This window comes from Undibacterium sp. Dicai25W (assembly GCF_049340505.1).
Taxonomy (GTDB): Bacteria; Pseudomonadota; Gammaproteobacteria; order Burkholderiales; family Burkholderiaceae_D; genus Undibacterium; species Undibacterium jejuense.
In genome coordinates, this window is the sequence record NZ_JBMPOQ010000001.1 from 37,533 (window position 1) to 51,911 (window position 14,379).

10 protein-coding genes are annotated in these 14,379 nt (G+C 42.3%); all 10 read right to left on the reverse strand.

The features are described from left to right. Nucleotides 1–56: 56 nt before the first annotated feature. Nucleotides 57–1,670: an FAD-dependent monooxygenase gene (locus ACO0KY_RS00175; protein ID WP_423043277.1), complete on the reverse strand. Its 1,614-nt coding sequence runs from the start codon at nt 1,668–1,670 to the stop codon at nt 57–59. A 2-nt stretch (nt 1,671–1,672) separates the two neighbouring features. Further along, nucleotides 1,673–2,938 (reverse strand): NAD-dependent epimerase/dehydratase family protein, encoded by a 1,266-nt coding sequence (locus ACO0KY_RS00180; RefSeq protein ID WP_423043279.1) that lies wholly within the window; start codon nt 2,936–2,938, stop codon nt 1,673–1,675. Continuing rightward, nucleotides 2,935–3,363 (reverse strand): GtrA family protein, encoded by a 429-nt coding sequence (locus tag ACO0KY_RS00185; RefSeq protein WP_423043281.1) that lies wholly within the window; start codon nt 3,361–3,363, stop codon nt 2,935–2,937. Before ACO0KY_RS00185 ends, ACO0KY_RS00180 begins: the two co-directional genes overlap by 4 nt. Nucleotides 3,364–3,369: 6 nt before the next feature. Beyond that, the gene (locus tag ACO0KY_RS00190) at nt 3,370–3,864 is read right to left on the reverse strand and encodes an acyltransferase (RefSeq protein WP_423043283.1); all 495 of its coding nucleotides are present in this window, start codon (nt 3,862–3,864) and stop codon (nt 3,370–3,372) included. An 80-nt stretch (nt 3,865–3,944) separates the two neighbouring features. Then, nucleotides 3,945–4,976: a glycosyltransferase family 2 protein gene (locus ACO0KY_RS00195; protein ID WP_423043285.1), complete on the reverse strand. Its 1,032-nt coding sequence runs from the start codon at nt 4,974–4,976 to the stop codon at nt 3,945–3,947. A gap of 55 nt (nt 4,977–5,031) precedes the next feature. Continuing rightward, nucleotides 5,032–7,173, reverse strand: a complete 2,142-nt coding sequence (locus ACO0KY_RS00200) for an ArnT family glycosyltransferase (protein ID WP_423043287.1) — start codon at nt 7,171–7,173, stop codon at nt 5,032–5,034. 115 nt (nt 7,174–7,288) lie between these two features. Next, nucleotides 7,289–8,410: a glycosyltransferase family 4 protein gene (locus ACO0KY_RS00205; RefSeq protein ID WP_423043290.1), complete on the reverse strand. Its 1,122-nt coding sequence runs from the start codon at nt 8,408–8,410 to the stop codon at nt 7,289–7,291. Then, the gene (locus ACO0KY_RS00210) at nt 8,407–11,739 is read right to left on the reverse strand and encodes a glycoside hydrolase family 99-like domain-containing protein (protein ID WP_423043292.1); all 3,333 of its coding nucleotides are present in this window, start codon (nt 11,737–11,739) and stop codon (nt 8,407–8,409) included. Before ACO0KY_RS00210 ends, ACO0KY_RS00205 begins: the two co-directional genes overlap by 4 nt. A 127-nt stretch (nt 11,740–11,866) precedes the next feature. Further along, nucleotides 11,867–13,228 (reverse strand): ABC transporter ATP-binding protein, encoded by a 1,362-nt coding sequence (locus ACO0KY_RS00215; protein WP_423043294.1) that lies wholly within the window; start codon nt 13,226–13,228, stop codon nt 11,867–11,869. After that, a complete protein-coding gene (locus ACO0KY_RS00220) occupies nt 13,218–14,069 on the reverse strand; it encodes an ABC transporter permease (RefSeq protein WP_423043296.1) in 852 nt (283 codons plus the stop codon). The genes ACO0KY_RS00215 and ACO0KY_RS00220 overlap by 11 nt, the downstream gene beginning before the upstream one ends. Nucleotides 14,070–14,379: the final 310 nt, after the last annotated feature.

Below are 14,379 nucleotides of genomic sequence, written 5' to 3' on the forward strand. Positions count from 1 at the left end.
AGTCAGTGCGTTGAATTTAAGTTTCCGCTTATAAAAGCAAAAAAATAATATTTTTATTAAAGCCGATTTTTTATCCAACCATCAGGAAATTTAAATTGTCGCGTCAATCCATGTCCAATTCTCGTTGCATTTGCCATGATGGTAAGTGTGTGCGATTTCTCTGGCAGCACTGGTAATGCTGCGCCATCGATCACATGTATTCCACTCAGCCCAAACAGCTCTCCTAAATGATCTGTTTCTCCTGGTCCAGGTGCAAGTTTCATCGGAAAGGTACCAGCATAATGAATGTCACCTCCGGGTTGGCCCACGGTAAAACTCATCGGCAGTATTATTGCACCTAACTTACGAAAGGCTTTCCTAAGTTGTTCAGCTGATTCACTCATCAGCTTGTCTACATCAGTATTATACCCGCCACGAATGTTCAAATTTCCATCTTCTTGAAGTTGCGCCTCGGATATGGAAAGACTTCCAGGTAAAAATATGTTTCCGACTAGGCAGGAACTGAGCAAATTGCTTAATAAGCTCACTCCGAAGCGACGTTTGAGAGGTAGGTGGCGTAAGAATTCCGTCATAGGAATACCTGTTGGATTAAATGTAGAACCGAAGCCATTCAATCCATTCTTTAGAGTTAAGTTGAAAGACAACTGTCCTAAACCGAATCCAGCGCTTCTGGTTGCTCCTAATAATTGGGGTATCCACAATAAAAACGCGCCGGTAGGGCAGGATAAAACCTTGATCGGATTGGTTAGCTTTAATGCCTGCAGTGCCAACCTAGTTGTCGCCAAGGTACCTGCTGCCAACAAAATTTTACTTGCACTAATGGTTATATTGGTCTGCGATACTGAACAGTAACCATCGACGCAACACGCACCTTGTGTGCTGTTGACGGCAGTAACTGTAAAGCCAGGACGGTGAAAAAAATTTGGAAAGCGTTGTAGTGCGCTTAGCTCATCGCTGGAGGAATACAAGGCTTTGCGGTAACAGCCCCAGAGACAATTTCCGCTTAGATTACAGGCCTTTCTGTCTGCACGATCGGTTTTGAGGACGGCGACACGCGATCTTCCCATTCGAAAGCCGAGTGAGACAAGTTTTTCCCGCTTTTTGGTGTAGCGTTCATATAAAAACGTATGTGGTTTATCTATTTCAAGTGGATCATCTGAGCAGTCATCGAGTCCAAAATAATCGGAAAGGTCATCATTTTTTCCACCGCTAATGCCTATCCTTTGTGCCACCTCATTGTATGCAGTCTGCATCGTAGCAGTGTCACATGGAAAAGAAGCGAGTTCCTTGATTGAAAAACGTGCCACACCACAGCCCCAAGCATTAGACAGGCCGCCGGTTGCTAAGGATCCGACCGCGATAAAGTCATGAGTAGAGATCCGATTTAATTCAGAAAATTGTTCGAATGCGTAGCTGAGTGTTGGTACGCGTAGTTTTGGTGATGTTGCATCCAACATGCGCAAGGCATGAAAGTCTTTGCCCAGCATCCATTTTTCCTGTGAAATATCGTGGGTGCGCCAAGCTAAAAAATTGTCTGAAGGTGGTTCGAGAGATGCTTTTTTCCCGCCATCAACCATCAACACTCGTAGTCCAGCTTCGAGCAATGGAAATGCTGCGGAAACACCTGCAGGGCCGCTGCCGACAATGAGGACATCAAAATTAGTGGGCATGTTCAATCCTCAAACGATGGCAATAAATATTTTGTAATGAGTTTACTAAGAGATAAGCTTAGCAAACGCCAGAGTGTTTCAGCTACGAGAGTCGCGCTGATGGCAAGCACACTGCGCAGCATGCCGTGTGAGTGAGGAATACCCAAAAAGCTTCGGGCTCCGATAGTGCTGGCTTCTCCAATTAATGTCGCGGCATCAAGGCGCCAGGTTAGCTCGGCGTGCCAATTACCATTCGCGATAACGCCCTTATCGATTAAAGCAAGCAAAAACGGTGCATTGTGAAACGATTGCGGTAGGTGCAAAGGATGTCCATTGCGCAGAGTCATAATCACGCGTACATACTTCCTGATAGAAAATAGTGGTACGGATTGACTCAAAATGTAGCGAAAAAAAGTATTTCCTTCAAGTAAAAGTAAGCGTCGCTGAGAATTTCCACTGCGATGCATACCTAATCGAAGATCCCGTAGTTCGAGTTGCAAAGACTGCAGGTCGGCTTTTGTTTCCATCACAGGTAGTTGCAACAGAGATTGAAAACGGATTGCTTGATCTGTTTTGCGCAACAACTTAAATGCAGTAAGTAGCAGTGCGGCAGGAACTGGGAGCAGAGGGCGGTAAACGCGTAGGCGTACAACAGCAATTTGATTGAGAAATTCGCTGAATGGTCGTGTTTTTGGGGCTGCCAGACAGATAAGACGGGAGTATTTCTCAGGGGCTGTGGCAATCCTCAGCAAGCCTGTGATCAGGTCGTCGATATGGATAGGCTGAACTTGAGGACCGGGCAGTAAATGTGGAATCGCTGGCAGGCGCGCAGTTGTATTTACTAACTGACCAAATAAGCCTTGCTGAACTCCACCGTATACCTGTCCCGGACGGACAATAGAACCACCAGCGGCCAGAATGATCTGTTCGATTTGCCATTTGGTTCTACCATACTGTGTCGGTGCATCGGCACGTGAAGTTTGGCTGGAGACAAAGATGAGTGCTGCCGAATGTTTTCGGGCAGCCTCAATAAGCAATTGTGCAGCATGCAATTCTTCTCTCGCTACCCCAGCATTATCCACCGTATTCGCAGCAAGATGGATGATAATATTGGTATCGTCTGGTAATGGCGGTACAAACTTTGAGCTCAAGTCATAAGCAAGCGAGATCACATCTGTGCGTGGGAGGGGACGCCGTACCAAGGCAACCACCGAATGTCCGTCAGTTAATGCGCGGCTAACTAGTCGCGCACCAATATATCCATTCGCACCAGTAATGGCAATTTTCATTGCTGATCCTTCCGTATATTAGGCATCAGTGCGGAATCTTCCTCATGGAAAGCTGGTTTTGATTTGACGAATGCAAATTTGGATGTGACCCAGTACATCAAAACAAATAAGGAAACATCCGTAATCATTTTGGCAAATACCGCATGCGAGTAGACTTGCATTATTATGCAAAGTACTAATGATGACAGTGGAGTATAAAATAGTGCCAGACCAAAATAGCGGATCGCATGGGTAGTGATATTTTCTTTGTCAGAAATCGAGTAGGTAAAGTAACGATGTGCAAAAAAACCAAAGATCGCCGCCGCAATTTTGACGAGGATATTTGAGATCAATGGAGCATATCCAATATGAATAAGTAAAATGAAACCACCAAGGTCAATACCATAGGCGATACCAGCAACCAAAATATATCGAAGAAGAACCATATTCAATTAAGCCGGAGATAGAGGTTTATCTCGGCGGTCACCGATTTTACGTGCTGGTACGCCAGCGCAAATCGCATATTCTTCGGTATCTTTGGTCACTACGGCATTGGCGCCGATGACGGTTCCTTTAGCCAAAGTTACTCCCGGCATAATAACAACCCCAGCTCCAATCCATACATCGTCGCCAATGACAATTTTTTTTGGAATCGAAACACGCGAAAAGATTGGTGTTTCACTACCTGCAATTGGATGCTCACCGGATGAAATGGTGACGTTACTACCGATAAGTACGAAGTTCCCAAAATCTATCCCTCCAACGCCATTGATATACGTACCAGAGTTGACAGCGAAATGGGTGCCGATACGAATGCGCTCTGAATGGACAATCGTACAGCGTGGTTGTATCCAAGGAAAACCACGCAATTCTTTAAATAGTATTTTACTGAAAAATCCGCGCAACAAAACGCCGAGCAAAGTAGGAGCCAATGATAGAAATCCCATTATAAATGACTCGAATTCCAATCTGGCTATGGTCGCAAGCGGATAAACTACCGCTTTATCACGCAAAAATTTTAGATATTTCATAATTTTTCAGGTCTGACAGAATTATCTCTTTTATGAAGAAAGCGATTGCGCATTCCTAATTTCATATGGAGAGGGCGTCGGGGAGCGTTTCCAATGTCGTAAGAAAGAAGTGGCAGAATTAATTGCGTTCCCATAAGGATGGATAATGCAGCAAGCATTATGGTGCCAGTTGGTGTCGTTATGTGGCTACGAGCTGCATTAATCCAGTGATAAATGCCAAAACCACATCCAGAAAAGAGCAAGAATAAACCTAAAGGTAACTCTACTGACGCAATACTTAAGTCCCGCAGGTAGTAATTATAAAAAATACGTTTGATAAAATTACGGGCATGTTTAAATAAAAATTCGCCAACAATTTTCGAAATTTTTAAATTACTGACCTCGTCGGCGTATTTAGCGTTCATAGGCACGTCAATGACAACAGCTTTGAGGGTATTGAGCCTAAATAGCATGTCGGTTTCAAAAAAATAGCGCTGACTAATTTTTTTAAATGGTAAATGCTTGGCGACATCTGCATGGATAGCCGTGTAGCCATTTGTTGGATCAAACAAATCCCAGTAACCTGAGGAAATTTTAGTCATCAGTGATAGTACGGCATTTCCGAATAAGCGCATTGGTGGCATCGCACCAATTTCTTCCAGGTCAAAAAAACGATTTCCTTTTGTGTAATCGGCTTCACCTAGGGCGATAGGGGCAACGAAACTACCGATGAGGCTTGGATCCATTTGACCGTCTCCATCGACTTTGACGATGATGGAAACGCCATCTGCTATGGCGGCCTGATAACCAGTCATGACAGCACCACCCACACCCTGATTGACTGTATGTCGCAGCACACGCACACGTTTATCGGTGTTGTTAGTCTCAACAAAATCACCTGACTTATCTGGGCAGCAGTCGTCGATCACGTAGATGCGTGTTACTTCAGGACCAATTTCAGCGATCACATTCAAAATGTGGCGCGTCACTTTATAGCTAGGAATAACTACGCCAATCTTGGGCTCTTCATCAGGAAACATTGTTTTCATAATTTTTTAGATGAATACTGTTCGTAAATAATTTCTTTAGAGTTGAAAATGAAAACTAATCATTTTCTATTGCGATATGAGTGAGAGCAACTCCCATAATTCGATGTGAGTTAGTGGGGAGTGAGCTGGCAGATTCAAGTATCAGTGTATCTACTGGTTCCTTAACATCCATCGTCATTTCATATTCCTTACCACTATCCGATAGTTTCACCATTGATGATTGTTTGCCCAATGAAATGGTTAAAGGCGTAGCCCAGTTAGCCGGGATTGTCCAAGAAAAAAATTTGAGCCTGACTTTTCCCTTAATCGTGAAAGGCAGTTCAACGCTTGCTCTTGATCCATTGGTCCAGGCGCCCCATGCCTCTGCGAGGTTGAAGCCATTCAGACGGCAATTTATTTTCCCTGTTCCTAGCTGTATATCCAACACTTGTCCAAATGGAAGAGCAGTTTTTTTTCTCTCTTCAATAAGAGGTTCTGATTTCAGAGGGTATAAGGTAAAACGTCCCATTTTGATTGCATCATGGTAGTCGAATTCGGCTTGATATTCGTTGGCAAACAAGACCCAACTAGCATCGCCAACATCAAGTTTTGTAACAGGAGATCCAGGCGGTTTATCTAGCACCTTAGGAGCGCTAGCGAGTCCAAACAAAACATATGAGGCACTACCATAGCGCTCATCTGTGACTAAAACGCCTTCATGCGTCTTACCTTTGCCAACGATAGTGTTAATTGCAGATGCGTATTCGCTTAGTGGACGATTCGTTGCGGTATGAGAGTATGCCCAACCATATGTCTGTAAGCAACCGATCATTGCTATCAAAAATATCTGAAGATATAAAGTGCGTTTATAAATATCGGTTCTTACAAGAGAAATTGTAGCATTCAGGCACATTATTATCAGTAAGACGCAGCTCATGAAATGGACGCCAGAATAATTCCATTGATAGTGATTGCTTGAATTAAAGAAAGCGAAGAGAAGTGGATAATCCCATGGGAAAATCTTTACTTGCCTAAATAGAAAAAAACCACAGATTAATATCGATATTAAGCTGATGAAATTGGTTGTCCGCAATGCTTTTTTCTCGAAGGTCGTTAACGCATGAAAATACAGGAACGGCAATAGTGCAATCGCGGATCCTAAATATCTGCCATGAAGACGATTCGCTTCTCCATCATTTAAAGATGCGGCGCCAGCCGTAAACCATGATGCCATTGCTATATGTGCAGCGAGCATCAAAGTGATGAATAGAATTGGAAAATATGTATCGGGGACGATTATCGATCTTTCGCCAAAGCTCCCTTTTATCCGTTGTTTAATCGAGACGTACATTAATACAATAGCTGGCGTAAATATCATTGCCAGCACCATAAAATGTGCATAGGCGTAGTAAAGCGCGGAACCAGCTTTTTGAATGATTTTAAGCTTTGTAGGTGCAGCTCCAATATAGTTGCCGTAAAATCCAAGACCAAGAACAACGGTTGGATTCCATGCCCATGCGTCAGTGCTCAAGCGCCAAAAAAGAATAATGCTCAGGTACGTACTTATTAGTAGTAATACGATGCGCTTCAATGATTGCAGTGCACTGAGTATCGAAAACAAAGGTGTCGCAGACAGCGTGATGGTCAGTGAAGTGGCGACTAGTAACGCGATGCCATGCGGCTTAAGCAGCATTGAAATGCCAATACAGCAGCCCGCAAGGACACTTGTGGTTTGCGGTCGCGACGGATAGCGCGTAACTATTACGTAACATAGAACTGTGCTTATTAGTATCAAATCTATTTCTGGCATAACTGCCTGAATATAGATTGATGTTGGAAACAGTAAAAATATCAGAGCGCCGAAAAAGGCATTTTTGGCACCAAATATTTTGAAGAAAGTCCGATACAGTATCGCTGCTGAAAGTAAGTATTCAAGTGCATGAATCACGCGGAAAGTTGATATAAAGTTTTCACACGAGATTGCAAAAATTTTATGTATAAGTTGAAAAAATAAAATATTTGATACTTGTTGCAAACCTGGGTCTAGTTGATAGATTGTATTAAGCTGATCGATAAATTTTCCGCTGATAAAATAGGCATACTCATCAGATCCGAAAATAGGTGATCCCAGCAAAGAACCCAAAAAAATATAGAAAGCCAGGAAGCTGAGCAATAACGGATAGAGTGAGGTCGACCGAGCGAGTGAGTTTAATTTCATAAATGACGATCGTTATTCTTCATTGTCAGCTTGGAGGTGCTGGTCTTTTGAAAACCAATGATTATTTTGATCATTGGTTTTTTATTTGACTATTTTTAGGTTAATTGCTTAAGAGCTAAGCACTCACGACGTCGTTCAGACGGTCAATATAACGTAATCCTGTGGCTCGATAACTGAATTTCGCTTCCATATGTTTGCGTGCCAATTTGCCCAGAAGTCGACCTTGTCCGGGATTATCGAGCAAATTGGTCATGTGAAAGTTTGCTTGTTCCCAGTCTGGATCAGCCCATAGTTGACCGGTATTATGTGGATATTCGCCGTCTTTTACCGGGATCAACTTGTAGTCGATACCATAGGCTACATGGTCATCCATAAAGTCTAGATTGCCTGAAAAAGCTGTTGCTATAACTGGTTTGCCGAGCGTCATTGCTTCCGCGATACCAAAGCCGAAGCCTTCAGAGCGATGCAAAGATATAAAACAGTCAGAGCAGCGCAAAAGATTTTTCACTTCATCATTACTCATCGTTTTTTGAAACAGCGTTACATGAATGCGGATATCACTCAGTGCAATACACAATTGGTTAAAAGCTTCCGGGTTGGTCTCTACGCCATTGACCTTTATAACAAGATGAGCATGGCCGTATGGACGGTCTTGAAGTAATTTTCGGAAAGCTTTAATAATTGCTTCAGGGTTTTTTCTCGCTGAATATGAACGTAGATCATAATAGAATAGAAAAACATAGTCTGATTCAGGAATACCGAAATAACGCCTACCCAAAAAGGTATTAAGACGAACTTCACATGCGAGGGGCATGTGTACGACTGGTTTGGAACATGCTTCTTTGAGAGAATCGTAAATAAATTTTGATGGTGCCCAAATTTCATCGAAACGATTCAAGTGCTGAGCCCATTCTTCAGGATATTTTGCTAGCTCCCACAGCGGGTAAATAATGTTATAGCCTTTCCATTCTCTGGTGTATTCCAAGTGCTTAAGTGCTTGGTCTATTTCGTTACCATTAATGTGGAAAATATTGACATCTTGAGCAATATCACTGGCTGATGCCCCCAATTCTTGCTTTTGAAAAGCGTCAGGTGGCGTTAGTTTATAAATATCGGTTAGTGTCGGCGACTCCCCAACGCTCGTAAATGAGCGAAAACTGTTGCGTAAATGTTCGCCCATGCCAATTGGGGCATAAGGGTGTCCGATCAGTGCTGCTTTTTTATTTTTATGGGTCATGACTGGCTGCCTTTGTTGCTATTGAAACCAGATTGTTGAATTCTAGTCGCGTCGAATGCGTTTTTAACTGCTTCCAGATAAGTATGTCCGAAGCGACGGTCAGGCTCGAGATAAGCCCCTTCTGCCCACTCATTCCATGCGTTGACAAACATTAATCTCTCATCACCATATTGTTGAAGTCGTGTCTGAATAATTGTTTCTTCCAACCATGCCTGGAATGCACCAGGAGTTGCATATTCAAAACAGAAGCTGTTATTTTGTCTGCGCGCGGAATTGTCCCAGCCAGGTGTAACACCTTTAAAGCGTGTGTATGCAGGTGTTTCCCGAGTTGCATAACGAACCGCAAGATCGCGGTAATCGGCTACGCTCCCCGCGAAGTCTGGATTGATTATTGCACCTGATGCCTGCTTTTGATCCGCAAGACCCTGGGGTGGGAATTCTACCGCCGCGTCACAACCAAATTCTTTCGGATGTTTTTTTGCATGAACTAGCTCGAAAGATTCGACCATAGCTATGTAGATTTCACCAATCCCTTGTTCACGACAGACGGCTCTCCAACGAGCGGCTGTAGCGGCAAAATCCGGGAATAAGGTGATTCGATAGACCAGAACTAGTGGACGTCCATCGACTCTGATATAACGCTGGTCGCGGAAATAGCGGATCAAATCAAGTATCACTGCCGTATCGTCTTCGTCGGAATGTGATTGTGCCATTAGAATTTCGTGTTCTTGCCCGTCCCACCGACGTGTCCAATTTTCATTTGCCCAGCATAAGCAGAATGGAAAATCAGGTTTGCCAGTTTCTAGCATTTGTTCAATAGGACGGTCAAGCAAGCGTTTACCATCGAACCAGTAATAATAAAAACAAAATCCTTCGATCCCATAGCGGCGGGCTAGCGCAGCTTGTTGTTCCATGACTTCGGTTAGACGTAAATCATAGTAACCCAAGTCGGCTGGGATGCGCGGCTGATAATGGCCTACGAAATTCGGTCTTGCTTTGCTAACATTAGTCCATTCCGTAAACCCAGTTCCCCACCATTTGTCATTTTGCGGAAAAGGATGAAATTGCGGTAAATAAAAGGCGATTAATTTTGGGTCAAAAGATTTATTTAGCCTTTCACTCCACTTGTTCTGTAGAGTATGCTGATTTTTGTAAATACAACGCATTTTAAATTGTTGGTCAACAGCAGCAGTTGTTTTTGATAAGTGGTGAATAATGGTAGCTGCTGGGTTGTAATAAACGTCAAACCCCTCTTTTTGTACGCTCAAACATAAATCACTATCTTCACAATAACAAGGAAGAAATTCTTCTGAAAATCCTCCAATTTTCTTCGCCAAATCGGTTGGCATTAATAAACATGCACCTGATACGTAATCAACACGCCTTACATACGAAAAGCGGTCCTGTTCAGGATCTTCATTGAGACCGATCATTTCGGCAGTACCGTCAGGACGTATCGTAGCACCCGCTTCTTGTAAATGTCCGCTAGGATAAATCATGCGTGGACCGACAGCACCTACATTGGGATGAGATGTAAACGTGTCTTGTAAGGCATTTAGCCAACCTTCGGTAACTTGTACGTCATTGTTTAGGTATAAAACTCGTTCACCATGTACGGTTTTTAGTGCATTATTGCAGTTAAGCAAAAATCCGAGGTTGGTCGCGTTTCGTAAATAGCGTATATGCGAGATCGAACTGATGATCTCAGCGGTCTCATCAGTTGAAGCATCGTCTGCGACGATAACTTCGTAGTTGATATCGGTCGCGGGGTATTTACTAATTGAAAGTAAACATTCTAGTGTTAATTTAATGTTGTTAAAGACCGGAATGATGATCGAAACATCTGGATGCTCGTTCGGGCAAGGTAAATTCACTCTCGCTGCGGCGGAGATCAGCGTTTCTTTACCGATTCCAATCATAGCCCACGGTTTTGGAGTTGCGTTGGCTAAATTGGAAGCCTTGATTTTTTCAATATTGTGCTTTGTTGGCGTGTAATCTGACCATTCCCAGTAGCCGTCTGCATTTGGTAAAAAATGATTACTATTGGACGATATTAAACCACTAGTTTGGTCATTTGAAAGAGGCGAAGTGGGCGTAGGCCAATTGCATTGAATATCTTGATAACTTTTCCATTGCGTGTATGGAGCCCAATTTTTAAGGGCGAATCCAAATACACGGAAAATTGAATTCTTCAACAATATTTTATTCTCGTAGCTAAGAGGAATTTTGCGATAATATTTTAAAGATTTTTGCGCTATTAATTTTGATAAGTTTTGCATATGCGTTACGACGCTACGTAATGGTGCGGTCAGTTTCCATGAGCGCGAATTAAACACGGCTGATAGATTTTGGCTTAGGACCTCAATTTCATAATTGTAAAGCTGGATCCGTTGTGTTTCTTCAAAATTAGCCTTTTCGAGTTCGGCGACATGGGCCTCACGTTGCAAAATGATCTGTTGAAGTTTTGACTTTTGTATATTCAGGTCATTTTGCAATTTGATTTCGTGTTCTAACGCCTGCGCTTCAAGGCGATGTTTCAGTTTGAATTCGTGTTGCTGTAATTCGCCAATTCTGGCGTCGCGATTTGCCATCAAATCACGCCAGAACCTAGTGATTTCACTGTCAGCAATGGGCTGATCAAGAATACCTGATGCAATCGTTGGAAGTTCAACATCTGAAGCAAGGGCAATCCAGTAGACAGGTTTTAATGCATTGTTCCCGCTTTTGATGTTTCCATTTTCAAGTTGATAAACTTCATCATAGGTCTTCCCGGATTCAATAAATATTCCGGAACCATAGATTATGCGCTGTCCAAAATAACAAACGTTTTTGTAGTTAGATTCGATGAGTTGCTTAAACTCATGGGCGTATAACTCTTTTACGTGATGGGGATTTACATTAGCGGGTGCAATAGTATAATTGTATTTATCAGGGCTTGAAATTAGCAAAACTCCGTCTTTTCGAAGAACACGTTTAATTTCTTTCATCATCAATTCGTGTTGATCGTGGTGTTCAATTGTTTCAAAACTAACTACGACATCAATGCTAGAATCTGGCAATGGAATTTCTGCACAACTACCTATCATAAAAGAAAGATTATTTTTTTTATAGCTTGAGCTGGCGTGGAGAATCGCTTCCGGCGAAATATCTACTCCGATGACGGATTCCGCGCAATCAGCCAACATTGCTGAACCATAGCCTTCTCCGCTAGCGATATCTAGGACATGTTTTCCTTTGATAATTTCACATGCTTGCAAATAGCGATGGAGATGTTCGAGTTCAATGCTACCCTGGGTCCCAGGAACAAATCGTTCTCCAGTAAATTTCATTATTTTGTCCAATTTAGTTTCGCAAATTCATTTTTGACAAGGAATTTGATATTCATGCGTCGATAATTTTTATTTATAAAGTTTGCATTTAGCAAGCTTTATATGTGTTATTTTTTTATTAAACCGTTTATGTTTGTACTTCCAAGCTGATTTTCCTCATCGGAATTCCAAGAAGACCGAAGCAAACTGAACTGGCATGGACTCGGACGATTAGCGCATCATGTATCCAATGATGTTGAACATGATCTTCCTGTGTTCCTTCAGCAACTGCAGGAGAAATACTATAATCCCCAGATGGAAGTATCGGTAACCTGAACGCAAACCGTGCATTAAATGTATTTCCAGCTTTGATAGTTAAATGCTCTTCACGATAAGAAAGGAATGTATTATCGGAAAAAATTACTTGCCCAAGACGATCTTTAAACTGAAAACCAATAATAGGCCGATAAATTTCTTTATTTGCAATGCAGGAAATGTCTAATATGACATTTTCCCCGCCGACAATCCAAGATAACGGTACACCGTTTTCATCGAGTAAATGAACTGAATTTATTTTAGCGTCCCCGGTTCCGAAACCTAGTTGTTCAGCCGAAAACCGGAATACCTCAATATCATTGCGTAGAGTAGAAGTATTAATCATTGATTCACGCATATCGCGATAATCAGGGAGCTCGGCTGCTACCTGCATTTCAGGATCTCCATTGCTAACGCCTTTTACGTCTTGCGTTGACTCATATAAGGTTGCAAGATATTGCTTGGTTACTTCTTTTGGTATGCCTATTTCTACGACTTTTCCATGTTCTAAAAGAATTGCTCGACTGCATAGATTAACAATGGCACTGGTATCGTGACTAACAAATAAAACAGTACCGGTTTTCATAAACTGGCGTAAAAAACGCATGCACTTTTGTGTGAAAAATGCATCACCAACCGCTAGGGCTTCATCGACGATGAGAATATCGGCATCAACGTGGGCAATGACCGCAAAGGCCAATCTGACCATCATACCGCTAGAATAAGTTTTGACTGGCTGTTCTATAAATTCGCCAATATCGGCGAAAGCAGTAATAGCATCGAAACGAGCTTCAATTTCTGATTTAGTCAAACCTAGAACAGCTGCATTTAAGTAGACATTTTCCCGACCGGTAAACTCTGGATTGAAGCCAGAACCAAGTTCCAGCAACGCGGCGATTCTACCTTGTGTTCGTATTGAGCCTTCAGTGGGTGACAAGGTGCCGCAAATCATTTGCAATAAGGTTGATTTGCCACATCCATTACGTCCGATCACCCCGATCGTTTCACCCTTCATGACGTCAAAGCTGACATCGCGGAGTGCCCAAAATTCACGGAAATAGCGTTTTGGCGATCGTCCTGTTTTGCGCTGCAGGGCAGGCAATATAAATTGCTTTAGCCGGTCACGTGGGGCGTCATAAATTTCATAGCATTTACTGAGTTTACTAATCTGGATCGCTACTTGATCAGAGGACATCTGCAAACCCTTTTCTTGTTTTTTGGAACCATGCGTAACCTGCGCCAGCGACACCTATGGCCACCACTGTGTAGATGGCTAAACCAGGCATATCCGGAATTTGTCCAAAGATTAAGGCTGCACGTGCTTGTTCAATGATGAAAGTAAGCGGGTTCGCCATGATGTACGGCCGGAAATTTTCAGGAACGGCACTGATTGGATAAAAGACCGGAGATAAAAACATCAATATAGTAATTAAAATACCAATAAATTGGCTGACATCACGCAAAAATACGCCAAGTGAGGCTAAAACCCAGGCTAAACCTGTGCTTAGTATTACCAAAGGTAGCAATACTAAAGGAAAGAAAATCACTGTCCAATGCAAATATCCATTGAAAATGATAAAGGCAACAAGTAACACAGCGGTGCTAATCAGGGTGTGGAATAAAGTGGCACCAACAGCAATAATAGGCATTATTTCTATCGGAAATATTACCTTTTTCACATAATTGATGTTATTGACGATGAGCGACGGCGCTCTGCTTAATATCTCAGCAAATAAGCCATGTACAATCATTCCAACAAATAGTAGTACAGCAAACTGCGTTTTTCCTCCACCTTCGGCAGCTCCACCCCATCGCGATTTAAAAATTTCAGAAAAAACGAAGGTGTATACGACAAGCATGAAAATTGGGTTGAAAAAAGACCATGTCAGTCCCATTGCAGACCCCTTGTAGCGCCCCAAAACCTCTCGTCTCGTCATTTGCAGAATCAGCTCGCGGTGAAGAGCTAGATTTTTTGCCAACGACGTAAGAGAAGTAGGATGCGCAGCGTGTGGATTAATTGTGGTCGAAGACTTCATTCAATGATGACCTTTGTTGTTAACATACTCGTACACCAACTGCCGTATAAAATTAAACTAATAATTCTTTTTCTCAGAACTTTTTCTCAGAAAAATCTTTAGTCACAAAGCGAAAATTGTGGCTAACTTTCGTTAGAAGCCACTATTATTCAGATTTTTAGGGGGGCGATCGCGCATTTTACAAGTAGATACATTTTGGACCTTTTTGCGCCAGAACAGGCTGTAACAAAATGAAACAAAGTTGTGGATTTTTTAAAATAACAAAAAAGTATATCTCTATGAGAGGTAATAAGCAAATTTAATTAATTTT

Bases quoted from the DNA above. Each gene is read 5' to 3' on its own strand.
- ACO0KY_RS00220 (WP_423043296.1), bottom strand. From the start codon at position 14,069: ATGAAGTCTTCGACCACAATTAATCCACACGCTGCGCATCCTACTTCT.
- ACO0KY_RS00210 (WP_423043292.1), bottom strand. From the start codon at position 11,739: ATGAAATTTACTGGAGAACGATTTGTTCCTGGGACCCAGGGTAGCATT.
- ACO0KY_RS00180 (WP_423043279.1), bottom strand. From the start codon at position 2,938: ATGAAAATTGCCATTACTGGTGCGAATGGATATATTGGTGCGCGACTA.
- ACO0KY_RS00205 (WP_423043290.1), bottom strand. From the start codon at position 8,410: ATGACCCATAAAAATAAAAAAGCAGCACTGATCGGACACCCTTATGCC.
- ACO0KY_RS00190 (WP_423043283.1), bottom strand. From the start codon at position 3,864: ATGGGATTTCTATCATTGGCTCCTACTTTGCTCGGCGTTTTGTTGCGC.
- ACO0KY_RS00195 (WP_423043285.1), bottom strand. From the start codon at position 4,976: ATGAAAACAATGTTTCCTGATGAAGAGCCCAAGATTGGCGTAGTTATT.
- ACO0KY_RS00185 (WP_423043281.1), bottom strand. From the start codon at position 3,363: ATGGTTCTTCTTCGATATATTTTGGTTGCTGGTATCGCCTATGGTATT.
- ACO0KY_RS00200 (WP_423043287.1), bottom strand. From the start codon at position 7,173: ATGAAATTAAACTCACTCGCTCGGTCGACCTCACTCTATCCGTTATTG.
- ACO0KY_RS00175 (WP_423043277.1), bottom strand. From the start codon at position 1,670: ATGCCCACTAATTTTGATGTCCTCATTGTCGGCAGCGGCCCTGCAGGT.
- ACO0KY_RS00215 (WP_423043294.1), bottom strand. From the start codon at position 13,228: ATGTCCTCTGATCAAGTAGCGATCCAGATTAGTAAACTCAGTAAATGC.